The sequence below is a fragment of the Paenibacillus baimaensis genome (genome assembly GCF_025567575.1).
The window spans coordinates 96,931-121,195 of record NZ_JAOQIO010000007.1 but is presented as its reverse complement, the minus strand read 5'-3'; the positions used below and the strand labels follow the sequence as shown (position 1 = coordinate 121,195).

The 24,265-nt window shown below is 46.6% G+C and carries 22 protein-coding genes; 14 read left to right on the top strand and 8 right to left on the bottom strand.

Going from position 1 to position 24,265, the window contains the following annotated elements:
• Window positions 1-171: 171 nt before the first annotated feature.
• A complete protein-coding gene (locus tag OB236_RS02310) occupies window positions 172-555 on the top strand; it encodes a DNA/RNA helicase (protein ID WP_262682511.1) in 384 nt (127 codons plus the stop codon).
• A 159-nt stretch (window positions 556-714) separates the two neighbouring features.
• Here the strand turns inward: OB236_RS02310 and OB236_RS02305 are convergent, their stop codons facing one another.
• The 4 genes from OB236_RS02305 to OB236_RS02290 are packed head-to-tail and all read right to left on the bottom strand — an operon-like array spanning window position 715 to window position 3,707.
• Window positions 715-1,836, bottom strand: a complete 1,122-nt coding sequence (locus OB236_RS02305; RefSeq protein WP_262682509.1) for a sensor histidine kinase — start codon at window positions 1,834-1,836, stop codon at window positions 715-717.
• Window positions 1,826-2,521 (bottom strand): response regulator transcription factor, encoded by a 696-nt coding sequence (locus OB236_RS02300; protein WP_076228183.1) that lies wholly within the window; start codon window positions 2,519-2,521, stop codon window positions 1,826-1,828. The genes OB236_RS02305 and OB236_RS02300 overlap by 11 nt, the downstream gene beginning before the upstream one ends.
• Complete coding sequence (locus OB236_RS02295; protein WP_076228181.1) at window positions 2,518-3,120, bottom strand: DedA family protein; 603 nt, start codon at window positions 3,118-3,120, stop codon at window positions 2,518-2,520. Before OB236_RS02295 ends, OB236_RS02300 begins: the two co-directional genes overlap by 4 nt.
• Window positions 3,117-3,707, bottom strand: a complete 591-nt coding sequence (locus tag OB236_RS02290; protein WP_262682506.1) for a class I SAM-dependent methyltransferase — start codon at window positions 3,705-3,707, stop codon at window positions 3,117-3,119. Before OB236_RS02290 ends, OB236_RS02295 begins: the two co-directional genes overlap by 4 nt.
• A gap of 181 nt (window positions 3,708-3,888) precedes the next feature.
• Here OB236_RS02290 and OB236_RS02285 point away from each other — a divergent pair, with 181 nt between their 5' ends.
• The 3 genes from OB236_RS02285 to OB236_RS02275 are packed head-to-tail and all read left to right on the top strand — an operon-like array spanning window position 3,889 to window position 7,794.
• Window positions 3,889-4,947 carry an ABC transporter substrate-binding protein gene (locus tag OB236_RS02285; protein ID WP_076228176.1) on the top strand — a complete coding sequence of 353 codons (1,059 nt, stop codon included), beginning with the start codon at window positions 3,889-3,891 and terminating at the stop codon, window positions 4,945-4,947.
• Window positions 4,948-4,975: 28 nt separating this feature from the next.
• Window positions 4,976-6,730 carry an ABC transporter permease gene (locus OB236_RS02280; RefSeq protein WP_262682504.1) on the top strand — a complete coding sequence of 585 codons (1,755 nt, stop codon included), beginning with the start codon at window positions 4,976-4,978 and terminating at the stop codon, window positions 6,728-6,730.
• A complete protein-coding gene (locus tag OB236_RS02275) occupies window positions 6,727-7,794 on the top strand; it encodes an ABC transporter ATP-binding protein (RefSeq protein ID WP_262682502.1) in 1,068 nt (355 codons plus the stop codon). Before OB236_RS02280 ends, OB236_RS02275 begins: the two co-directional genes overlap by 4 nt.
• 95 nt (window positions 7,795-7,889) lie before the next feature.
• Here OB236_RS02275 and OB236_RS02270 read toward each other — a convergent pair whose 3' ends face one another.
• Window positions 7,890-8,261 (bottom strand): c-type cytochrome, encoded by a 372-nt coding sequence (locus tag OB236_RS02270; RefSeq protein ID WP_076228169.1) that lies wholly within the window; start codon window positions 8,259-8,261, stop codon window positions 7,890-7,892.
• Window positions 8,262-8,413: 152 nt separating this feature from the next.
• Between OB236_RS02270 and OB236_RS02265 the strand changes: the two genes are divergently transcribed.
• From OB236_RS02265 to OB236_RS02250, 4 genes are all read left to right on the top strand, one after another.
• The gene (locus tag OB236_RS02265) at window positions 8,414-9,187 is read left to right on the top strand and encodes a gluconate 2-dehydrogenase subunit 3 family protein (protein ID WP_262682500.1); all 774 of its coding nucleotides are present in this window, start codon (window positions 8,414-8,416) and stop codon (window positions 9,185-9,187) included.
• Window positions 9,188-9,232: 45 nt separating this feature from the next.
• Entirely contained in the window at window positions 9,233-10,954 is a 1,722-nt protein-coding gene (locus OB236_RS02260) for a GMC family oxidoreductase (RefSeq protein WP_262682498.1), read from the top strand.
• Window positions 10,955-10,998: 44 nt separating this feature from the next.
• Complete coding sequence (gene tatC, locus OB236_RS02255) at window positions 10,999-11,727, top strand: twin-arginine translocase subunit TatC (protein WP_262682497.1); 729 nt, start codon at window positions 10,999-11,001, stop codon at window positions 11,725-11,727.
• 95 nt (window positions 11,728-11,822) lie between these two features.
• Complete coding sequence (locus OB236_RS02250; RefSeq protein ID WP_076228158.1) at window positions 11,823-12,026, top strand: twin-arginine translocase TatA/TatE family subunit; 204 nt, start codon at window positions 11,823-11,825, stop codon at window positions 12,024-12,026.
• 140 nt (window positions 12,027-12,166) lie between these two features.
• On the opposite strand, the gene OB236_RS02245 is transcribed toward OB236_RS02250, so the two are convergent.
• Window positions 12,167-13,726 (bottom strand): choice-of-anchor I domain-containing protein, encoded by a 1,560-nt coding sequence (locus OB236_RS02245; RefSeq protein ID WP_262682494.1) that lies wholly within the window; start codon window positions 13,724-13,726, stop codon window positions 12,167-12,169.
• Between the two features lie 211 nt (window positions 13,727-13,937).
• On the opposite strand from OB236_RS02245, the gene OB236_RS02240 reads away from it, so the two are divergent.
• The 4 genes from OB236_RS02240 (at window position 13,938) to OB236_RS02225 (ending at window position 18,411) form a co-directional block, all read left to right on the top strand.
• A complete protein-coding gene (locus OB236_RS02240) occupies window positions 13,938-15,476 on the top strand; it encodes a bifunctional GNAT family N-acetyltransferase/carbon-nitrogen hydrolase family protein (RefSeq protein ID WP_076228154.1) in 1,539 nt (512 codons plus the stop codon).
• A gap of 34 nt (window positions 15,477-15,510) precedes the next feature.
• Window positions 15,511-16,386, top strand: a complete 876-nt coding sequence (locus OB236_RS02235; RefSeq protein ID WP_262682491.1) for a carbon-nitrogen hydrolase family protein — start codon at window positions 15,511-15,513, stop codon at window positions 16,384-16,386.
• A gap of 88 nt (window positions 16,387-16,474) precedes the next feature.
• Window positions 16,475-17,344: an AraC family transcriptional regulator gene (locus OB236_RS02230; RefSeq protein ID WP_262682489.1), complete on the top strand. Its 870-nt coding sequence runs from the start codon at window positions 16,475-16,477 to the stop codon at window positions 17,342-17,344.
• A gap of 65 nt (window positions 17,345-17,409) precedes the next feature.
• Window positions 17,410-18,411 carry a Gfo/Idh/MocA family protein gene (locus OB236_RS02225; RefSeq protein ID WP_262682487.1) on the top strand — a complete coding sequence of 334 codons (1,002 nt, stop codon included), beginning with the start codon at window positions 17,410-17,412 and terminating at the stop codon, window positions 18,409-18,411.
• Window positions 18,412-18,413: 2 nt separating this feature from the next.
• Here OB236_RS02225 and OB236_RS02220 read toward each other — a convergent pair whose 3' ends face one another.
• Entirely contained in the window at window positions 18,414-20,192 is a 1,779-nt protein-coding gene (locus OB236_RS02220) for a cache domain-containing sensor histidine kinase (RefSeq protein ID WP_262682485.1), read from the bottom strand.
• Window positions 20,189-21,772 (bottom strand): response regulator, encoded by a 1,584-nt coding sequence (locus OB236_RS02215; RefSeq protein ID WP_262682482.1) that lies wholly within the window; start codon window positions 21,770-21,772, stop codon window positions 20,189-20,191. The genes OB236_RS02220 and OB236_RS02215 overlap by 4 nt, the downstream gene beginning before the upstream one ends.
• 145 nt (window positions 21,773-21,917) lie before the next feature.
• On the opposite strand from OB236_RS02215, the gene OB236_RS02210 reads away from it, so the two are divergent.
• Both OB236_RS02210 and OB236_RS02205 read left to right on the top strand, forming a co-directional pair.
• Window positions 21,918-23,270 (top strand): ABC transporter substrate-binding protein, encoded by a 1,353-nt coding sequence (locus OB236_RS02210; RefSeq protein WP_262682481.1) that lies wholly within the window; start codon window positions 21,918-21,920, stop codon window positions 23,268-23,270.
• A 105-nt stretch (window positions 23,271-23,375) separates the two neighbouring features.
• Window positions 23,376-24,248, top strand: coding sequence for a carbohydrate ABC transporter permease (locus tag OB236_RS02205; protein WP_076228139.1), 873 nt, complete (start codon window positions 23,376-23,378; stop codon window positions 24,246-24,248).
• The last annotated feature ends 17 nt before the right edge of the window (window positions 24,249-24,265 follow it).

The window sequence follows — 24,265 nt, the reverse complement described above, 5'->3', positions numbered from 1 at the left end:
ATGCTCACTCATCAATGAAATCATCCAGCTCCAGGACCGGATCCAGATTGTGACGACTTACTTCTCTGCTGCCAAACCCAATGAAAATAGCAGACCCGAATAACAGGCTGATTTTGGGAAAAGCTAACTTTGGTATATAGGGATTTTGAGAAAAAAGAGGGAGGCTTGTCAATGAGTTCTGTACCTATTGTATTTCGATTCCAAGACGACGGGGCGGCTGCCTTGTCTTATGATACGTTATTGGAAATCGGCTATCATGCTCATCAGGATGTACAAGAAGGTCAATGGATCGTTCAAGTGTTCGTGGATCACAGTGAGCTGACTTCTGCATTGGAAATTGCGCAAGCTCATGGCGGGGAATTGCTGTTGGCAGACGAAGGTATTACAGCGGAAGAAGGGGATGAAGACGATGATAGCGGCGTATACATTGGCGGTGATTTAACGGATGCAGCCGGCGGGCAGCTGTTCAGTACGGCTTACGGACTGGATATGATTCCGATTCCGGCTCATCTCGTCAATGAGGACGAGGTTGTGGATACAACAACATCTGACTGATGAAACCCTATATTTACGCGTACATCCTATCAGCTATTTGGTTTCTGCTTGTGATCCTGTACATGCCTCACAGTAAAGGGTATGAAATGATCGCAAGCAAGAACTGGAGCTTCGTGGTTGTGGATGCCATACTGATGGTTCCTGTGATCATTTTCCTTGCTATTGCAGATCGCTTCTGTCGGAATGCGAAGGAATCCGATCCGCAGCAGAAATCATCAGGTCCATAAAAAATCGATAGTGACCGTTTCTGTGCTCAAGCCCGATGCGTCCCCCATGCAGCTCAACAATATGTTTGGCAATGGACAACCCGAGGCCGGACCCGGAGGGCATTTGGTTATCATTTCGGGACGGCTCTATTTTGTAAAATCGTTCAAATAGCTGTTCTTCCTGCTCGGGAGAGATAGGGATTCCATTATTCTCAATGCTCAGGGTAACAGAAGCTGCTCCCGCATCAAGTGATACCTGGATGGTACCGGGTCTGTCCGAGAATTTCATGGCATTCATGAGTAAATTATCAATAGCTCTGACGATCTTTTCAATATCCAGATCCAGCATCACGGGCGCCGACAACAAATTTGTACGTACAGTAATTCCATGCTCCTTGGCAACGGGCTCAAATTCAGTGATCATTTGATCCAGTAAACTGTTCATATCAACCTGCTGAATCGCTAATTGAATATGACCGTCGGTAAGTCTCGTATACTCAAACAGATCATCAATCAGTTTTTTGAGCTGCTGGGTTTTATTAAATGCGTTGTCAATATAACGCTCCTGTTCGGCCACACTCTGATAGGTGTGCGTTTTTAGCAAATCGAGATAGCCAATGATACTGGTAAGCGGAGTGCGTAAATCGTGGGATACATACGTTATCAGCTCCATTTTCGACTTCTCGAGTTGTCGTTCCCGTTCCTGCTGGATCTGCAAGCGTTCTGCCATCTGATTAATATTGTGAGCCACAATCCCCAGCTCATCATGCCGGGACAAGGGGAGCCGATAACTTAAGTCTCCGCTTGCGATCGATTGTAATCCATCGGTCAATGCTTTGAAGTAACGCACGATAGGGTGGGTAAATACAAAAAAGAACACAATAAAGCAGGCTATCAGCATGATCAAGTTAAAAAGTTTTGATAGGGATTCAGCCCAGGGAGGCAGGAGGAGGGCTAAATTATCAGATACTATCGTCATGAACATTGCGAGAATCCAGCTCAGGATGACCACCCAAAGGATATGGCCTCGAATGTTTTTTTTACCGCTTAAGAGAGACCATAGCTTATTTGTCAATTTTATATCCCACTCCCCAAACGGTTTTAATATATTGCGGTTCTCTTGCATTGATTTCTATTTTCTCGCGAATATTTCGGATATGGACCATAACTGTATTTTCCGAATAAAATTCATTTTGTTCCTTCCACACGCTCTGATAAATTTTATCGATACTGAACACTTGGCCTTGGTGAGTGGCAAGCAGCTCAAGGATGGAAAATTCAATGGGTGTTAATGAGATAACTTGACCACGTACGGTTGTCCTGTGATGATCTTTGCTTATGACCAATTCATCAATAACAATTTCGGAGCTGCTCTGGGCCTGTGGATGAACGGTGAAGTTCTGTCTTCTCAGCTGGGCTTTCACCCTTGCGATTAATTCCAGAGAGTTGAACGGTTTGGTCACATAATCATCGGCCCCGGTAGAGAGACCGGTGATTTTATCCAGATACTCCTCCTTGGCGGAAAGCATAATAATGGGAACATGGGATACCTCACGGATTTTGAGACAAGCTGTAATTCCATCGAGAAGCGGCATCATGACATCCAATATGATCAAATCGATCTTATGCTGCTGAACCATCGTCAAAGCTTGACTCCCATTCTCCGCTTCCAGAACCTGGTACCCCTCATTGCGCAGATAAATGTGGATGACATCGCGAATATCCCGATCATCATCAGCAACTAATATAGTGACACTCATCGAGCCGGATCTCTCCTTCGAACTAACCGTATGATAATGATAATAACGATACACAACCCCAGCAGTCCTAACAGCCGGATACCGTAATTATAAACCAGAACCCCGACATCCTGCACATGATTTCCAACAAAGCGCCCCACGGTAAAAAAAATCAATGTCCATACAAGACCGGACGAATAGGACAGCAGCGCATAACGTCTAAAACTCATTTTATTGATCCCGACCAGATACGGCATGATGTGCCGGACTACGGGAAGCAAATAGCTGATACATAGTGCGAAGTTTCCATACTTGACGATTAATCGCTCCGAAAAGCCGATCCATTTATTCATCCTTGGTTTGCGCCGCAGTTTATCCAGAACCGGTGTGCCCACATATCGACCCAGTATATAACCTAAGGATAACCCGGATATGACGCCTAAATACGTAAGCACAAAAGCGGGAATCACTTGCAGAATTCCACTTCCCGTAACCGCCCCGCCAGTCATCACAACCACCTCGTCAGGAATCGGCATACCGACAATCCCGAGCCATAAAGAAAAAAACAAGGCTGCATAACCATAATGTTCAATCATGGATACGAGTGTGTCATAGTTCATGACTGTCGAGCTCCTTTTTTGCGGCACACATAAACGAAGGCCGGAGGCAGGTTCAAGGGAACCCAATGGACAGCTTCGATATCAAAATACTCACTTAGCTGTGATTTCATCTGCAAGGAGTATTGAAAAGCGATAAACAGTCCCCCTGTCTTCAGTGACGCGACAATCTGGTTCATCAGCTGATCCCTGATAGCTTGAGGAAAGTTGAAAAAAGGCAGGCCGGATATGATTGCATCCAGCTGCTCGATGGACTCCTGACGCATCGCAAACGACAAGTCACGGCCATCGGAATAACAAGCAAATTGCGGATAATGGCGTTCCAGTGCTTGCTGCAGATACGGATCTTTTTCGAATAGCAGTACCTTTGTATTTGCTTGTCTGACAGCCTGAATGTGCTTCGTAATGGCCCCTGTACCCGCACCAAGCTCAGCGATGCTGCTTATCTGATCCCACGGAACGGAGCTGACCATTTTATTGGCCAAATAACGGGAGCTTGGCGTTACACTTCCGATTTGTCCGGGTGAGCATACAAATTTATATAAGAACAATAGCTTTTCATGTACCTGTGACTTGGTTTCTACTAACATACGAATTCCCTCCTGTAAAAGAACTACTTATAGCATAACTAAAAGTTCTTCAGATAAAGTAGGGGGAATTCTGAAGATTTTCTTAAGAATTTACAAAACTATCAAGCTTGTATGATCTTGCGTTAATAGTGGAGCTGTACAATAAGGTGAAATATAGCACAAAAGAGGAGAGATACCGATAATGCATAAAAGTAAATGGATCACAATGAGTCTCGCCTGCATCATGGTTTGGACCATCAGTGGCTGCGGCACATCGCCCACCAATATAGACAAGTCCGCCTCTCAGGCAGCGTCTTCCGGAGTAGCGGAGACGAAAGCAGCTGTAGCCGGCAAGCTGAATTTTTACACCTCCCAGCCAGAAGAAGATGTGACGAAGCTGGTCACTGCTTTCAATAAGAAATTTCCTGAGGTGAAGGTGGAAACGTACCGTTCCGGGACTGAAGAGGTTATCGCCAAGCTGCAGGCTGAGAATCAGGCAGGTAAAGTCCAGGCGGATGTGTTACTGGTTGCAGATTCCGTAACCTTCGAGGCACTTAAACAGCAGAAGCTGTTAAAATCGTATAAATCGCCTGAGCTGGCCAAAATCCCAAAAGGATTTGCCGATCCGGATGGGATGTATCAAGGTACGAAAATTTTAGCGACGGTACTTGCTGTTAATACACAAAAAGTAAAAACATTACCTACTTCATGGAAAACGTTGACGGAAGCGGCAAACAAAGGTGCAGCTATTATGCCAAGTCCCTTGTATTCCGGAGCGGCTGCTTACAATGTAGGCGTGATGACAAGGACGAATGAATTTGGCTGGGACTTTTTCAAGCAGCTTAAAGCAAGCGAAATCTCTGTAGTCAAGGGGAATGGTGCTGTTCTCAAGGAAGTAGCGACAGGCGCCAAGTCCTATGCTATGGTGGTTGATTATTTAGTGCCGCGTGAGAAAAAGAAGGGCTCCCCTGTTGAGCTTATTTATCCAACGGAGGGAGTGCCGGTTATTACGGAGCCGATTGGTATTCTGAACAACACGGCTAATGAAAAAGCAGCACAGGCACTGGTTGATTTTGTACTGTCTGAAGAAGGTCAGAAGATATCCGCAGAAATCGGGTACACACCGCTGCGTGAAGGTATCAAAGCGCCGGACGGCTTAAAGTCGTTCTCCGAGATGAAGGTATTATCCGGTGATCTGGCTAAATTGGTAGAAGCGCGCGATCAGGATAAAAAAGCATTCACGGACATATTCGGACAATAAAGCTAACGAAGGACGCGAGTACACAAATATGAATACGAATCTTGAGCAGACAGGTCTTCGAAAGAACGGGTCAGGAGCCGATAAAGCTCCGAACCGATTGGCTTCCCGTGTCTGGCTGCAACGGATCGCTCTTGGATTAGGTTTCGTTTCTGTCATTCTGATGTTTGTTTTCCCTATCATGAAGCTGATGGCGCTGAGCTTTGTACACAAAACAGGGACAGGGCTTGGCGTTTATATCGATCTGTTGAGTGAAGCAAGAACATGGAAAACGATGGAATCAACCTTGATCATCATTAGCGGTTCGACCCTGGTTGCTTTAATTTTAGGAGTAGGCATGGCATGGTTAATAGCCTACAGTAACTTGTCACATAAGGCATGGCTTCATATGATTGTCATGCTTTCATTTATCATTCCTTCTTACGTTGTCACATTGGCCTGGACTTCTTTCACAGGTGTACAAGGGCCAATAGCTGAATTTCTGCATCTGTTTTCCGAGGATATGAAGCCGTGGAGTATGTACAGCTACGGGGGGATTATATTCGTCATGGGTATTCATCATTATCCGCTTGTGTATTTGCTAACGGTTGGTGTGCTCAGGCGAATTCCGCGAGAGCTGGAATGGGCAAGTCGCTCAGGTGGAGCGGGCAGATGGACGACATTTCGCACCATCACGCTGCCGCTGGCGATTCCGGGTATTGCAAGCGGCGGTTTGCTCGCTTTTCTGGCCAGTCTTGACAACTTTGGTATTCCTGCTTTTTTGGGAATTCCGGCTAATATTACGGTATTAAGTACGTTGATTTATGAGCAGGTAGTCGGATTTGGTCCCAGTGCGTTTGCGAGAAGCTCTGCATTAGCTGTCCTTTTGGGAGTCGTCGCCTTAGTCGGGACTTCGATACAATGGCTTGTTCAGCGCTCCTACAAGACATCGGAAACTGCATATGAGGACATGCTGCCGCGGTTTCAATTAGGCAAAAGAAAGTGGCTGTGGACGGGGCTCGTATGGTTGTTTCTGGCTGTGATTACCTTTTTGCCGTTGGTCTCGATGCTGATGTATTCCTTAAAGAAAGCTTATGGACTTCCGTTTGGCTGGGATAATACGACAATGGATCATTACCGCTTCGTCTTGTGGGAGAACTCCAAGGCGCACCATGCTATAGGCAACAGCTTTACATTATCGTTGGTCACCTTAATCGTGTGTATGATATTGGGAACAGCCTTTGCTTACTATCGGTTAAAACGTCCTACTCTGCTGGTGAAAGGTATGGACCTGGTGATCAGTTTGCCATATGCGCTTCCGGGCATTGTGTTCGGTTTAGCGATGATCCTTACCTGGATGGAGCCGATTCCAGGCTGGAATCCAGGAATCTACGGCAGTATGGCAATTCTGTTCATAGCTTATATGATCCGTTTCATGACGCTGCAGGTGCGCAGCAGTATGACGGCATTTCAGCAGATCGATGCTTCAGCGGAGGAAGCCGCCCGGATATCAGGAGCAGGGTGGAGCAGCGTGTGGCGTAAAATTCTCCTTCCTCTGACGCTTCCGGGGATATTAGCCGGGTCAATGCTGGTGTTCTTGTCCGCTTTGACGGAGCTGACGGTATCCTCTTTGCTATGGTCGTCAGGATCGGAAACGATTGGTGTCGTTATTTTTAATTTTGAACAGGCAGGCAGCACGAATTATTCCACCGCATTGTCGTGCGTCATTGTGGCCCTGATTATGATATTGATGATTCTGCTGCAGGCTGTAAAGTGGACAGCCCAAAGAAAGGGAGGCGCATTGTGAATACGGAAATCATTCGTGTAACGAAGCATTTCGGATCGCAGGAGGTATTAAAGGGGATTGATCTGCAGATTCAATCGGGAGAATTTGTCGCTATTCTGGGGCCGTCAGGCTGTGGCAAAACGACATTGCTGCGGCTTATGGCAGGCTTCGATCATACAACCGCCGGGGAGATACGGATTGCAGGGAGAACAGTGGATGGTAACGGGCATAATGTTCCGCCTGAGCATCGGAATATCGGCATGGTTTTTCAATCCTTTGCGCTGTGGCCGCACCTGAGTGTCAAGGAGCATGTCCGTTTTCCATTGCGTCATCAAAGTAACAAAGCTGCTTTACCACGTGCGAATGAGCTATCACGCATATCCGAGGTATTGGAAATGGTCGGTCTGACACAGCTGGCAGATCGGATGCCGCATGAGCTGTCCGGCGGACAAAAGCAGCGGGTTGCCTTTGCCCGCGCTGTTGCAGCCAAACCGAGCTTGCTGCTGATGGATGAGCCGTTATCGAGCCTGGACGCGATGCTGCGTCTGGAGATGCGCCGGGAAATTCAAAGCCTTCATCGCCGGAGTCAAGCCTCGATTGTTTATGTGACGCATGATCAGGGGGAAGCCTTGGCGATGGCAGATCGGATTGTAGTCATGAATGAGGGGCGGATTGAGCAGATCGGAACTCCTCAGGACGTATACCTGCGGCCGCAAAGCAGCTTTGTGGCCCGGTTCGTAAGCAAAGCCAATCTCGTTGAAGGCAGCTGGGACGGGGCCGTTTTTCATCCGAGAAGCGAGAATCTGGCTGCACCAGCATGGGTAGGAAATGAAGTTTCAGGTGAGATCAAAGCCAGCGGCTTGTATCCGGTCAGACCTGATCAGTTTTTGTTGCATAGAGATGGCAGGGAGCGATCAGATCGACATGGATTGCCCGGACAAATCGTCAATGTGCAATATCAAGGCAAAGAAATTCATTATGCGGTTAACGTGAACGGGCATACCTGGGATGTGCACACAGGATTTACAGAGCCCTTCGAGGTAGGCGAGCGGGTACAGGTTGCCTTGAAACAGCAGGCTGTATAAATTTGCTCAACAGTAGCATAAGTAGTCCAAAAGCAAGAGCCGTTTCCTGGAGAGAACAGGGAACGGCTTTTTGTGTGCGTTATTCAAATGAATGCCTATTTTTTATCGGCCAGCCAGGTCGCAATCGCACCGATTTCAGTATCCGTAAGCTTGCCTTTAAAGCTGGGCATGGCCCCTTTTCCGTTATTCAATATCGTGGCAAGCTGGTCCTTGGAGTATTTGGCGCCGACCTTTTGCAAGCTGGGTCCAACGGCCCCCTCCAGAGCATTACCGTGACAGCTTACACAGTTTTGCTTATAAATGGCACTAGCATCAACCGTGGTGGAGGTGCCGCCGCCAGTAGTTGATCCAGCTCCTTGATTGGCTGCTGGTGGAGTTGGAGTACTTGGTGGTGCAGAGCTCTTGGATCCACAGGCAGATAGCGAAATGGAAAGCAGCAGGGTAACACAGACAAGTGATTTGTTCATGGGTATTCCTCCTTATTGTTGGTTCTTACTTCAGCTATTTTGTGAAAAACAGTTTGTTTGCATAAAATGTCCGTCCGGAGATCAAAATATACGCAACGTCCATTTATTACAAAATGAAGCTCAATAATCCAAATCAAAAGGAGATTGGTATCATGGAAGAAAAGGATACAGAACGTCCATCAAACGATTCACGACGTCGTTTTTTGAAATATTCCGGTGCCGCTATCGGTGGGGTGGTTGTGGGTGGAGTGCTGACCAAAGCGCTCACCGGCGGATTTACCAAACCTTCAGAAACTCCTGCCCCAGCACCCGCACCTGGCACTGAAGCCTCAACGATTGATTACAATCAGGCTCCGATGTTTTTTGATCAGACTCAGCTTCAGCTGACGGAAGCAGCAGCAGAATGTATTTTTCCAAAGGATGAGCTAGGTCCGGGAGCTACAGAACTGGGTGTTGCCTTCTACATAGATCATCAGATGTCCAGCCGCTGGGGCGTGAACGCCCGCGAATATCGGACGGGCCCTTTTGTTAAGGGGGAAGTGACTCAGGGCGATTATCAAAGCATTCGACGTAATGAGCTGTTTACGATGGGGCTGCAATCCTTGGAGGATGCCAGCCAGAAAAAATACACAAAAGGTTTTGTTGATCTGGCCGAGGAGGAGAAGATCGCCATTCTCACGATGATGGAAAAGGGCGAAATCATGGTTGTGAATGGGGTCACGGGCAAAACCTTTTTCAACATGCTGCGCACTTTAACGATAGAAGGAGCTTATTCGGATCCGCTATACGGCGGCAACAAAAATATGCTTGGTTGGAAAATGCGCAAATATCCAGGCAATCAAATGAGCTACACCCAAATTATGGACAAGGAACAATTTGTCTTGATGGAGCCGAGAAGTCTACGTAATCATTTTGTTACCCATTAAATCAATAGCAGAGCAGACAACCATACAAGAAAGCGAGGAAAATAAATGGCTACAGTATTGCCAAAGGTTCCGGTAGTGATCGTGGGCATGGGATTTCTGGGCGGAATCATTGCTGCCGAGTTGACCAAGGAGGGCATAAAGGTTGTCGGATTGGAGCGCGGGAAGCCTCGGAGCACCAAAGATTATTATATGGTGCATGATGAGCTGCGTTATTCACAGCGGTATGAGCTGATGCAGGATTTATCCAAGGAAACGATTACGTTTCGCAACACCGAAAAGATTGCAGCCGTACCGATGAGGGAATATGGCTCCTTCCTGCTTAGTGAGGGGCTTGGCGGCGCAGGGGTTCACTGGAATGGACAAACGTATCGGTTCCTACCCTATGATTTTGAAATCTACAGTAAAACCGTCGAAAAATATGGAAAAAACAAAATTCCGGCAGGGATGACGATCCAGGATTGGGGTGTTACCTATGATCAAATGGAACCATACTTTGATAAATTTGAGAAGATGGCGGGCATATCCGGTGACCCCGAACAAAATCCGCTTGTAGGGAAAAGAACCAATCCTTTTCCAACCAAGCCGATGATTCGGACTCCAGTGCTCAAATTATTCGAAGAGGCATCAAAGAAGCTCGGTTACCACCCGTACATGATGCCATCCGCGAATCTTTCCGAGCAGTACACGAATCCTGACGGTATCACTCGGGCTGCCTGTCAATACTGCGGCTACTGTGAACGATACGGCTGTGAATATGGAGCCAAAGCGGATCCGGTGGTGACAGTCCTACCTGTTGCTCAGAAAACGGGCAATCTGGATCTTCGTTCCTACTCGAATGTGATTCAAATTTTGAATGACGGCAAGAAGGCAAGCGGGGTTGTCTATGTGAATACCGTCACAGGAGAGCAATTTGAACAGCCAGCAGATGTGGTGATCATGGCAAGCTATGTGTTCAACAATGTTCGCCTGCTGCTGACTTCCAAACTGGGTAAGCCCTATGATCCCGTTTCGGGAACAGGGGTGATCGGCAAGAACTACGCTTATCAAACAAACGGGGGAGCAGCTACGGGATTCTTTGATGATCGAGAATTCAATTTGTATGCAGGGGCCGGATCACTCGGAATCGAAGTTCCTGATTTCAATGGAGACAACTTTGATCATACGAATCTCAATTTTATTCATGGAGCAGGAATTCGGATTTCCCAGACAGGGCTTCGACCGATAGCAACCAATTCCGTGCCCAAGGGAACCCCATCGTGGGGAAAAGAATTCAAGAAGCAATCGATCAAATATGCCAATAGTGTGCTGGCGGTATCTCCGCAGGGCAGCAGTATGCCTTGGAAGCATCATTATCTCGATCTGGACCCGACGTATAAAGATGCGTACGGACTGCCTTTGATTCGAGTTACCTTTGACTTTGAGGATCAGGATCGTGAAATGATCAAATTCGTCGCAGGTAAATCCGCTGAAATTATGAAAGAAATGAAACCGACGACGATGGGATCGGCTGATCAACTGGGGCCATACAACATTGTTCCTTATCAATCGACTCACAATACTGGAGGAGCGATTATGGGAGCTGACCCATCCACTTCTGCTGTTAACTCTTACTTGCAAATGTGGGATCACGAAAATATATTCGTTGTCGGGGCATGCGCATTTCCGCATAACAGCGGCTATAATCCTACAGGAACCGTTGGCGCACTCGCATATCGGGCGGCAGAAGGGGTCTCTCAGTATATAAAAAAAGGCGGATCTCTGGTGTGAATACACGGATTCTGCAATCTAGCTTCTAATGGGGTGGGGATCGGATGGAACTGGAGGACTGGGTACTGCATTTGGCGGAGATCAGGAAGCGGTTAATTATCGTGGGTTCATGGTTTATTGCCGCACTCTGTGTAGGACTTTACTTGTCGCCGAGTATTTTACGTTACATCAAATCGCAGCCAACAGCGAGCGGGATTGAATGGAACGTATTTTCATTTACGGATGGGCTGCTCATCTATATGAAGTGTGCTTTGCTGTTTGCTCTGCTGTTCGCGGTGCCTGTCATTCTCCATCAGTTGTGGGGGTTCGTGAGACCAGGGCTTACAGAGGCTGAGGCCAGAAGTACCTTACCCTATATTCCTGCGGCGTTTGTGCTGTTTTTAGCTGGGGCTGCCTTTGGTTACATGGTTGTGTTCCCGATGATGCTGCATTTCATGAAGACCATGAACCTGACGATAGGCGCTGTGGAAACGTATGGAATCGACCGCTACTTTTCGTTTTTATACGAAATTGTGTTTCCGATGGCGGTAGCCTTTGAAATGCCAGTAGTTCTGATGTTTCTAACCAAATTGGGGCTGCTGACACCAGAGCGATTAAAAATGACACGAAAGTATGCCTATATCATCCTGGCCATTGTAGGCTCGTGCATTTCGCCACCGGATATGATTTCTCATCTATCGGTAACCGTTCCTTTGTTCCTGCTGTTTGAAATCAGTGTATTCATTTCAGGCAGGCAGTGGCGGGCCATGCAGCATACCCCGACGAACAGCTAAGGAAGTCTGTATTGCAGCAAAGGATGCATACATAGGAGCCGTCTTCATTTGATTTGACTGGCTCCTGATCATCAAGGTAAGAAAGGAGAATCCATATGTTCAACAATATTGGTGTTTCAGGCTTAGTGTTAATTCTGGCTATCGCTCTGATCGTGTTTGGACCCTCCAAGCTGCCGCAGCTCGGCAGAGCCTTCGGGGACACACTCCGCGAATTCAGGAATTCTACGCGCAGCATCGTAGAGGATGAAGAGCCTGCTGACAAAGCTTCCATCAAGAACGAAACGACCAAACTGTTGTAAAGCTGGCTCGTGATTGAGTAGCGTGGAATAAATAAATACACCTCTCAAATCCCACTTGAATTGTGGTTTGGAGGTGTATTCGTTGTTATTGGGAAGTGCGATGAATAAGTCTCGCTGCGCGGTCAAATATCCTTACGAAATTATTTACCTTGGTAGAAAGTAATCGTTCCAGCTACTTCATCAGCGCTGACGAACAGGTTGCGTCCGCCAACCTTGTGAATACCCTCAGGTGAAGTACCTGAAGGAAGCAAGCCCAGGTAATTTGGTTTCTTGGGATCGGTTACCTCGAAGAACAGAATCACGCTTGCACGTTCAGCAGCTACCGCCATGATTTGCTTACCGTTCACTTCGGCGATAGTCAGGTTCTCAACCTCGCTGCCACGATTACCGCTGCGGCTTTCTGGGTAAAGACCTACTAGAGCGGCAGATTGATCGATGAGTTCCATGCTGTCATAGATCACATTTCCATCTAAATCCCAGCCCATCACATTGCGTCCGCCCGAACGAACGCCATCCTTGAATTCGTCTTTGCCCAGATCGCCTTCATTGGCGGTGAACAGGTATTTGCCGTCAGCTATAAAGGCGATACCATCCGGCTCTGGACGAGCGGTCAGCTCTTCAGTGATCGACACTTTGTCATCTGTTTTTAAATCGGCCTTATGCTTGGTAACACCAAGTGAGAAAATTTTGGTAATCGCTTTTTTGTTCAGATCCACGATGGCAATTGCATTGTTTTCCTGCAAAGTGATTGCGGCTGTAGAGCTGTCAGGACTGATTGCAACATATTCAGGCTGAGGATCGTGAGGGTAGATAGCTCCCTTGACATTGGATAAATCTATTTTAATATCGGTAAGCTCGCCTTTTGCAACGTCTCCACCTGCAAAGCTGATGATTGCGATCGAGCCTGGACGTTTGGCATTTTTATAATCGATTTCGTCCTTCGCTACATCAATTTCTTCATCTTCAATCGCAATGACCGCATATTTGCCGTCTTTGGATATTACTATACTGTCAGGTCCGATACCAACCTCATAGGACTTGACGATACTATACGTATTTAAATCGACTGCGGCAACTATACCTTTGTTGGCATTCGTTACATCATCACCTGTGCGGATAGCAGCCAGTGCATATTTGCCATCAGGAGTTACGGCCACACTGGTAACGGTCGCTTTATCAGAAAGGCTTTTGAAGCTGACTTGCTTCAAGACACTAACCTTAGTCACATCTTCAATATTCAAAATGCTGATACTGCCCAGATCATCCTCGGTAACGACCAAACGTTTACCATCCGGTGTGGATGACGCGATCTCGGCTTTGCCACCCGGCATTTTGAAGGTGCTAGCCACCTCGTAGCCGGTTTTGTTTTGTTCTACAATTGCAACCTGTTGAATAGACTGGAAGGTTTCAGGTGAGATTTGCATCAAGGAATCCGCCAGATAAGGCTTTTTATTTAATTTGAACAGCTTGCCCTGGAGTGTTGCTTCATCGGAATCGAGCTTGAGCACAGCCTGTACGCTGCCGACCACGATTTGTACACTGCGATCCTTTTCGTTCCAGGTCAGCTTGCCCTGCATGTTTTCAAATGTTTTTCTTACTGGTACATCCTTAGTTTCCGCAAAAGCCGTAGCGGCTGTCAGGCTTGTGATCAATAAGGCGCCTGCGGTCATACTGGTCAATAGTTTACTGCTGCGTTTCATGGATACACCTCTTCATCAGAATAATGACAATATGCATAGTATAAGAGGCCATTGTAAAGAGAACGTTATGAAAATATAAATAAATTGTAAATATAAATCACCATTTTCCAAGAAGCTGATTGTTTACATTATGTTTACACACACTAAATATTCAGATAGTACTTCCTATATATAATGAATAAAGACCATATTGAAAGAGTGGAGAGTCTATATGACCAAAGGTGATATTTCGCAATTTGAAAAAAAAATCATTATCCGTAATATTGTGCGTGCCGACTTTGAAAATATTATCGAGCTGCAAAATGTCTGTTTTCCGAATATGCTGCCTTGGAAAATCGAGCAGTTGGAAAGCCATATCCGTATATTCCCGGAGGGGCAAATCTGTGTCGAATATGATGGGATTATTATCGGTTCGTGCTCCAGTCTGATCGTCAACTTCGATGAATACTTGGAGCAGCATACCTATGCGGAAATTACGGATAAAGGATACATACGTACGCACAATCCATTGGGCGGAAATTTGTACGGCATGGAGGTCATGGTCCATCCGGATTACCGCCGTATGAAGATTGGCAGACGTTTGTATGAAGCGCGGAAGCGGTTGGCCGAGGAGCTGAATCTGAAAAGCATTATTGTAGGTGGACGTATTCCGCTCTATCATAAATATAGCGATAAAATGTCGCCGAGAGCATATGCCGAAGAGGTATTACAGCAAAACATTTATGATCCCGTGCTGACCTTCCAGATGATGAACGGCTTCACGCTGAAACGGATCATAACGAACTATTTACCCGATGATCAGGAATCGATGACCTATGCGACACTGCTGGAATGGAACAACATTGAGTATAAACCGAAGATCTCCAAGATCCATTACAAAATGTCATTTCCCGTGCGGGTATGTGTCGTTCAATATATGATGAAGAAAATTGAATCGTTTGAGGAGTTTGCTACCCAATGCGAGCATTATGTGGATGTGGCCTCAGATTATAAATCGGACTTTGCCGTATTTCCGGAAAATGTGACCATGCAGCTATTATCCTTCCTGGAGGAGCGCTCACCCAGCTTGGCTGTCCGCAAATTGACCGAATTCACACCGAATTATGTGGAGCTCTTTTCCGATCTGGCTGTGAAATATAACGTCAATGTCATCGGGGGCTCACATTTTTTAGAGAAAAATAATCGTATTTATAATGTAGCTCATTTATTTCGCCGCGACGGGACGATAGCCCAGCAGTATAAGCTGCATATTTCCCCTAACGAACGCAAGTGGTGGGGAATCAACGGTGGCAATCGGTTGGAAGTATTCGATACGGATTGCGGTAAAATTTCGATCCAGCTCAGCAGTGATATTGAGTACCCTGAGATTTCACGCATTGTTGCTGAAGAAGGGGCGCAAATTATTTTTGTACCGTATTGTACGGAGGACCGCCAAACCTTTTTACGTGTCAAATATTGTGCCCAGGCGAGAGCGATTGAAAATCAAATGTTCGTTGTGACCGCTGGCACAGTAGGCAATCTGACGCATGTTGAAAATATCGATATCCAATACGCCCAATCCGGTATTTATACACCATCCGACTTCTCATTCCCCCGTGACGGTGTGGCCGCAGAATGCAGTGAAAATACAGAAACGGTTATTATGGCCGAGATCGATCTGGAGGTACTGCAGCGTTACAGAAAAACGAAGGAAGTTTTGACAATAGGGGATCGACGAACCGATATTTATTCGCTGCAAATTCGTTCCTAAATTCGTTTTTCTATTGTGAAGGAGTCACGCCACTATGACAACACTGAAAATTGCTACGATTCAATACGGTTTGACCGACATTCATTCCGCTGAGCATTACTGGGAACTGATGGCCGAGAAGCTGCAGGAGGCAGTCAGGCAGGAGGCGGAGCTGGTAGTTTTACCGGAATATGTGACGGCGCACTTGCTGTCGCTCGTTCCAGCTATGGATAATGAAGAAGCGTGCCGGTATTTGGACAGCTTTACGACCGTTTACCGGAATTTCTTTCAGCATCATAGTAAAGAAACCGATATGGTGATAGTGGCAGGCAGTCATATTTGTCAGGAAGCAGACGGGTACGTGAACACGGCATTTATGTTCTTTCCTGATGGCCGGGTGGAGACGCAAAATAAATTCCATCTTACCCCTGAGGAAAAGCACCGCTGGCTGCTGAAAGGCGGCGATTCACTTAATATCATTCATACCCGTTGGGGCAAAGCAGCCATCTTAACCTGTTACGATATCGAATTTCCTGAGATTGCGCGAATTGCTGCAGCCAGAGGCGTAGAGCTGATCTTGTGTCCCTCTTATACGGATTCTGCGGCGGGATATCATCGCGTCCGGCATTGCTGCCAGGCACGTGCCGTTGAAAATCAATTGTTCGTGGCCTTAAGCGGGATCGTCGGCTCCTTGCCCGTGGGTCGTCCCCAGATCGATGAGGGCCATTGTCAGGCGGGAGTATTCGCACCATGCGATGTTCCTTTTCCCAATGATGGAATCTTGATGTCTGGGCGGTTGAACGAAAATATGGCCGTATATACGACGGTCGATTTCTCCGAGCTCCACAAAAACCGCAAGCATGGCGTCGTCGCTCCCTTCTATGACCGCAGGCCGGATTTATATGAGCGGGAAGAGAAGGCGAGAGTATAATTTAGAAAAAACTTGATAATAAGGTCCTCCCCAACTATGATGGAATCAATAACGCTTTGAACCTTTATAGGCTTACAGGAGGACCCGCATGCGTAAGGAAAAAATGGATTTGGACCACGCTTTTCCCATCGATATGGCCAGAAGAACGATCCGAGCCAACACGGTCACCAAGCATTGGCATCCGTTTGTGGAGCTTGGATATTGCATCGAGGGGGAAGGCTGGTTCCATATTAACGATGAAACTTACCCCGTGCGTCCTGGTGATGTATTTGTAGTGAATCAGACGCAGCCTCATATCGCCAACTGTGATCCGGACAAAATGTGCCGGTTTCTTTTTATATATTTCCGACCCTCCATATTGGAAACAAGTGAACCTGAGCTGCTTCTGCCCTTTAACTCCAAGTCTTTTGTCATTCGCAACCAGATTATAGGCCACCTGCCGATAGCGCAGGAGATCGGTCGGTTGATGCTGGGTATGGGGGAGGAATTGGAGCAGAAGCAAATCGGCTATAAAAGCTATGTGGTTGGGGCGCTGCAGCAGACGTGTGTCCTGCTTGCCCGCTATTATCGGTCACTGCTGAGCGAGCAGGAATGGAATGTGACGTTAACTTCATTCAACAGGATATTCCCGGCGCTGCAATTTATTAAGGAGCATTATACCGAGACGATTCATTTGGAGGATGTAGCCGCACATATTTCCCTAAGCCCATCCCGCACTTATCATTTATTCAAAGAGATTATTGGAGACGGTTTCAAGGAGTATTTAATTAAAATGCGGGTGAAGGAAGCACAGCGGCTGCTGATTGGTAGCGATATTCCGGTTACCGATGTATTTCTGCAAAGCGGATTCCCGAATCACGCTTCTTTTTATCGTTCGTTCCAGCAGCTTGTGAAGATGACACCAAGGCAGTACAGGTCAAGTGTAGGTGCCACAGCGGATTTTATGAATTTTCCATAGGTTATATTGATGCTTCGACCCCTTTTTAATTATACACTTTAGTAAGAAAAGGAGTCGATTCAGATATGGATACTAAGCTCAAAATAGGAATTGTCGGCTGTGGCCGGCACATGTTCGAATTTATGTACAATACGTTAAGATGGGCCAAGCCGGTATCGGTTGTAGCGGCATGTGACATCGATGAGGCACGATTGGACAAGTTCACAGGTCATTATAATATCCCCAAGCGTTATACGGATTTTCGTGAAATGTTCGAAAAGGAGCCGTTGGATGCCATCATTTGCGTCATTAATCCACAGATGCATTATGAGGTGGCGAAGGCTGCTATGCTGTCGGGCATTGATGTACTGGTCGAGAAAACACCTTGCCTGAATACAGCTCAGGCCGAAGAGCTCCTGCACATACAGGAGCAGACGGGACGTACCACGATGGTAGGCTTCAACCGCAGATTTACCTCCTCATATGTGATGGCGAAGCAAATTGCGCACCGTCCGGAGTTTGGCGGGATTCATATGTTCCAGTCGCAATTTAACGCATCACCCTATAAATCCGATGCCGAATTCAAGCTGAGTCACATTATCCATCATTTTGATCTGGCCCGTTTTATATTGGGAGAGATTGAATTGACGCATGCGCAGCGAATCAGCTTGGATGAAACGATTGGACATACCCAGGTGGGGTATACAATTTCGTTCCGTACAAAAGGGGGCGCAATCGGTTCGATCCAATCTGCTTCCATTCTCGATGAAATGTATCCGATGGAGCGGCTGGAGCTTCTGGGCAACAAACAAAATATTGTCGTGGATAATATTCGTAATTTGGTTTATAACCGTCCCCAGGGATATCGCAGGGATCATTATAAGCCCTATGACCTGGTGGACGGTGGAGACGCACTTGTATGGAATTCCAGTCTGGGCCTGTATCCGCGGTTTTCGTATTATGGTTATGAGGATCAAATGGTGTATTTCATCGACTGCCTCATGAACGGTAAGAAGCCGGAGCCTAACTTTGCGGATACAGTTCGTACGATGCGGCTGCTTGATGATCTTGACAGACTACTCGGCTAGCTTCAGGAAGAATCGGTTTCACGAAGAGGAATGCGCAGCGTAACCTCTGTCCCGCCCTGTGCAGGCGAGGTGTATAGTAGACTGCAGCTGTCGCCATAAAATAATTGCATTCGTTCCTTGATATTGCTAATGCCAAAGCCTCCGCTGCCAGTAGAGACGAAAGTCTGATTGTTTAATTGCTGCATCATGCTTGGAGAAATACCGAATCCGTTATCCTTAACGAGGAATTCCATGAATTCCTCGTTTTTGTGTACGTAAATAAGGATGAAGCCTTTATGCTCCACGTGACGGATGCCATGGGCGATCGCATTTTCTACAATGGGCTGCAGCAGCAGCTTGAGCATATGGACCGATTGGAGTGATGGCTCCATCTCAATATGATAATCGAATCTATCGTTATATTTCATTTTTTCAATGAGTAAATAGCTGTTAACATGCTCTAACTCCTCACGGACGGTGATGATGGCGGCCCCTTTGCTTAATGAAATCCGGTAAAAAAGTCCCAGAGATTTGGCCAGCTTGTAGATGTCATCCGTACGTTTCAGCTTTGCCAGCCCGCAAAATGATTCCAGTGTATTATATAAAAAATGTGGCTTGATCTGGGACAGCAGCAGCTCCAGCTCCAGATTGCGCTGTCTGGCCGAGGCTTGCTCGATTTCCACGGTATACGCTTCGAGTCGGTCCATCATTTTACCGAACGTACGGCTAAAAAGCCCTATCTCATGTGAAGCTCCCATTAAGGGAGTCATATCATTACGGAAGGTCCATTCAATTTTTTTATCAAAATTGATCGATTGCAGGAGTCGTGTCAATGTCGTTACCGGCTTTAGCATCCGTGAAGAAATAAATATGGACAAAGAAAGGATGAGCGTCCCGGCTATAATCATGAAGATCACCATGAACTCCAGCACACTGCGGCTGCTGTAGTTAATTTCCGCTGTCGGTACAGCATTGATGATCACCCAATCTCCATATTGGGACGGATATTGGGTAACCAGATAAGACTTGCTGTCCAGCTCCATCTCCAGACCTTCCCTACTATGGTTCGGAACGGTCCGGAGTTGTCCCATAATCCTGTCCATGTTGTTCGAATCGGTACCAAATAACAATTGGCCATCCCGGGTGATGACATAGAACTTGCGGTTGCCCGTTACATTGTTCGTCAAGATACGAAATACAGGGGTCAGCTCCATATTGATTTGCAGCAGACCCGATTTAAGCAAGGACGAATTGTCATAATAATTCATAAATACGGATATAAAATGCGGTTTCTCCGGAGGGTCGTCCGGTGCACGCACCGGCAGCCAGTATTGGGTTAACGAAGGAAGCTGATCAATCGTCGGGTAGGCTGCGAGGCTGGATATCCGCTCCTCCGGCTTTTTCACTTGAGCACCGAACTGAAGCACGGCTTGGTTGCCTCGATATACATAAACGGAATCTACATAGGGACGTGTAGAAAGCATGTTTTTCATATATAAATAGCTGCTGATTTGATTATTGACGTATTGCGGATGCGAGAAGTCGGGAAAGGTATGGACCAGCATACCCAGCTCATTGTTGGTGTACATGCCTTTGGCCAGCCGATCGATATCCTCCTGCATTTGGTGGATATCTCTGTCGAGGACCTCGGTCGTATAGTTGATGGATTGCTTGGTTTCCTTGAGCAGCAGGCCTGACACCCTGTTATACATCCCAATGCCAAGTGTGACAAAGGAAAGCAAAATAATCAGTACCAGTATGGTATTCATACGTGCGCGTATTGAACCGAAGGAAAGCTTCATCTGGCCCTCTTGTACTCGGAGAAAGAGATTTGAAACATTTTTTTGAAGCATTTACTGAAATAAACGGGATCACGATATCCGACTTTTTCTGCTAATACATGGAGCTTGTAATCCTGCTCACTGAGAAGCTCGACAGCCTTGTGCATACGCAGTGTGTTGATATATTCACTTAGCCCTATACCTTGAAGCTTCTTGAAGCGATGGCTCAAATAAGAGGCCGAGACGAACAGCTTTTGTGATAGCAGCTCGACACTCAAATCCGGGTCATCCAGTGCTTCCATAATAAAATATTTGGACTGCTGTACAAGCTCATCCTTCTTCGTAAGCTGTTCCTGGTAATAGGAAACCGACAGCTCTGTAAGAATACGAATCGTGGTTTCAGCAAGCTCTGCAAGTGTTTCCACTTGATGGATCACGTCGGATGTTACTTGCTTTTGCACTAGTCTGTGGGCTTCGAGATTGAGCAGCTCACTGGAAAACAAAAATGCGGCTTCCCGGGTGTAGGTTTGTTCGTTGGCCAGTGCCACATAATAATCCTTCAGGATCGCACGCAAATTAGCAGTTTGGCCTGAACGGATAAGAAATGATAGTTTTTCTCTTGGAAAAGCCAGATACGATTGTCGAGCTTCCTGCGACCGAATACTTGTGGGTCGAATCATGCTGCCATGCCCAAGATAGAACTTGCGGGCCAGCTGCTGTCGGGAGGACATGTAAAGCTGTGGCAGACTATCGTATCCACTGTTGGTTTCGCTTATTCCTATTGTTAAGGATAAGGAGTGCTTGGCATGTACTATTTCCATCCATTCAGCAAGAGCAGCCGGCAGGAAATGCTCGAACCCATACGTGGAGCCTATGATCAGAGTCAAAGTTCTGGAATCCACTCTATGTAACACATGCCAGGGAAGGCCCGCATTTCTCAAGCAGCTGGTGCCTAATTCGAGCACCTGGCTGACAACATTATCAGCGGCATCGCTGTAACCGGAATCCGGTGGAGAAAGCTCGGTTAAGGACGGTCCTAGCTCCACTAATGCACATTGGATATAATCAGATGGCAGCGTCACTTGGAAATCGTGCAGATTGGCGGCGACCTGCTCGTTAGACAAGGAACTTTCTACCCATAATTTGATAAAATGGGCAAATCGCACGCTTTGCAGTGCACTTTCCGATGCGTCCCAATGCTGCAGCTTCTGAATTGTTAGTGCACGGCTGTCCAGCTCATGCTTCACACGCTGCACAGCAGTTAGCAGAGCATGATCGTCAATCGGCTTGAGTAAATAATCCGTTACTTTATAAGTAATCGCCTGTCTGGCATATTCGAAGTCACTATAGCCGGATACTATAATCATGTGCATGAGCGGGTAATGGGTATAAATTTCTTTGGCAACCTCAATCCCGTTCACAATGGGCATATTGATATCGATAATAACCAGATCAGGTACCGTGTGTGCAAGCTGGGATAACACTTGTTTCCCATTGTCCGCTTCACCGACGATTTCAAATCCTTGATCCTGCCAGTCTATGGCGTTTTTCAGCATTTCCCTGACGAGATATTCGTCGTCTGCAATTAGAACCTTTAGCATTATGGGTACTCCTTCCTTCTCAAAAAGCACTAATAAATCTACAAGTAGAGTGAAGATTATTGCATGTAGTTCGACTGGCTTTGATTATACAATATAAATGTGCTTAAGAAATATGAGCAATTATCCATATACAGGAGGGGTTTTCTTGAAAAAGATAGTATCAGTCGTACTTATGCTCACCATGGTATTCGCGCTTTTGGCCGCTTGTTCCGGTAACGAGGGAGCAGAGCCGTCCAAAGCATCCGCACCGACAAAAAACACCCAGGCAGCATCCGAGCCCCAAAAGGACGGTCCCAAAGTAACATTGCGCTTTGCAACCAACTATGTAGCCAATCAACCGATGGGCCCCATGCAGCAGCAAATTTTGGATCAATTCAAGAGAGATTTCCCGAACGTGACGATTGCTATGGAAGAATCGGCGGGGAACGACCTTCAAACCAAGATCAAAATGGATGCGGTCAGCGACAGGATTCCTGATGTGTTCAACTACTGGCGGATGGATCCGGTTTTTGGATTGGATGGTATTGCGAAGGCTGGACAGCTGGCGGACTTAAGCGATTGGGTCAAGTCGGACCCCGCTTTTAAGGATCTGTTTGATGATGATTTCTGGAAAACAGCCACACTCGAAGGAAAAACGTATGGTGTACCTATCGTCATGTATTTCATGCAAATGTTCGTCAACAAAGAAATACTGGATAAAGCGGGAATCGCTGTTCCACAAACCTTTGAGGAGCTGTTGGCGGCCACTAAAGCGCTGAAGGCTAAAGGCTATGTGCCTTGGGGTATTAATACACAGGCCGATAGCCTGGCCAATCGTTTGTACAATTATGTGATGAATGGGATGTTGACGAACGAGAGAGCATTGAAGATGCACTCAGGGCAGGAGTCGATGAACGTACCTGAGGTGGTTAAAGCATTAACGCTGTTGAAGGAGCTGGTTGTCGGCAACATACCGGAAGATGCGGTAGCGCTGAATACGGATGCGGTCATTTCCAAATACATCAATACCGAAAAATCGGCTTTGTTTGAGAGTGGTTCGTTCTCAACCCCATTAATCAAGCCTGAAATTCAGGCGAAAATGGTAGCCATCGATTTTCCGCTTATACCGGATGGAGCCCAAAAAACAAAAACCATTGAAAAGGATCTGACCAATCTGTATTATGTCAGTGCCAAATCGTGGGCAGATACCGATAAGCGTCCCTACATCCAGGAGCTGTTACGCAGATTAACGTCCCGAGAAGCCGGGAAATCATACGCAGAGAAAGCTGGACAAAACATTCCGATGAAGGGTGTCGAAGTTGATCCTGTGAAAATTGGCCGATTGGCATTCGATGCGCAGAAGCTGACAGCCAAGCTGCCTGCGAACAAATGGCTGAATGCCGTGATGAAACCGGATCAGCGTACCAAATTCGAATCGAAGATGGGGGCATTCTACGGCGGACAGATTACACCGGAGAAGCTGGCTGAGGATTTGAACGCGATATTTTATAGCAAATAATCAAGCTTGATGTGTTCATGCTATTCAGACTACGGGGCCAATCCGCTCTCGCGCCGAGAGCAGGTTGGCCTCATTAATCCTGTAAAGGTAGGAGGCAAATCCAATATGGGGTTGCTTGCATTTCGTAAGACGGTTATTTTGTTTATGCTACCCAGTCTGTTGATATATGGATTGTTCTTTGTAGTTCCATTTGCACAAACCTTTTATTTCAGTTTTTTTGAATGGAGCGGCATCGGGAAGAAGACATTTCTTGGTTTTAAAAATTATATCGATCTTATGCATGATCCGCTTTTTTTGAATGGCTTCTGGAGAGTGCTAATCTGGGCATTGCTGGCAATTGTGATTAAGGACGGACTGGCGTTGGTTCTGGCGAGCGTACTGAGAAAGCCGATTCGCGGCTCAAACTGGTTTACGACTGTATTCTTTTTACCTGTGGTGATCTCTACGGCAGCGATCGGACTGATGTTTTCATTAATGTATGACAAGGATATCGGGCTGCTGAACTTGTTTCTGCAAACGATTGGTCTTGGAGATTGGTCGAGAAGCTGGCTGGCCGATGAAAATACGGCTTTCTATGCGGTGATTGCTGCTCCTCTCTGGCATACGATCGGTTATTTTTTCATTATTCTGCTGGCGGGTATGCAAAATATACCTGAAGAGGTATATGAGGCAGCCACACTGGATGGGGCAGGAGCATGGACGCAGTTTACACGGATTACGATTCCGTTAATTTGGCCTATTTTGCAAATATGCATGATTTTATCGATAACGGGAGCCTTCAAAAGCTTCGATTACGTCTTCATTATGACCAAGGGCGGTCCGGGCGAATCCACACAGGTCCCGGCAACCTATATGTATGAAACTGTATTTGTTGGAATGAAATATGGATATGGAACAGCGATAGCCATCCTGATTTTTGTATTCAGTCTGGTCGTGACTTTGCTATTTCGCAAGCTGACGACTTCAAAGGAACAGTAATGACAACCGATAGGGGG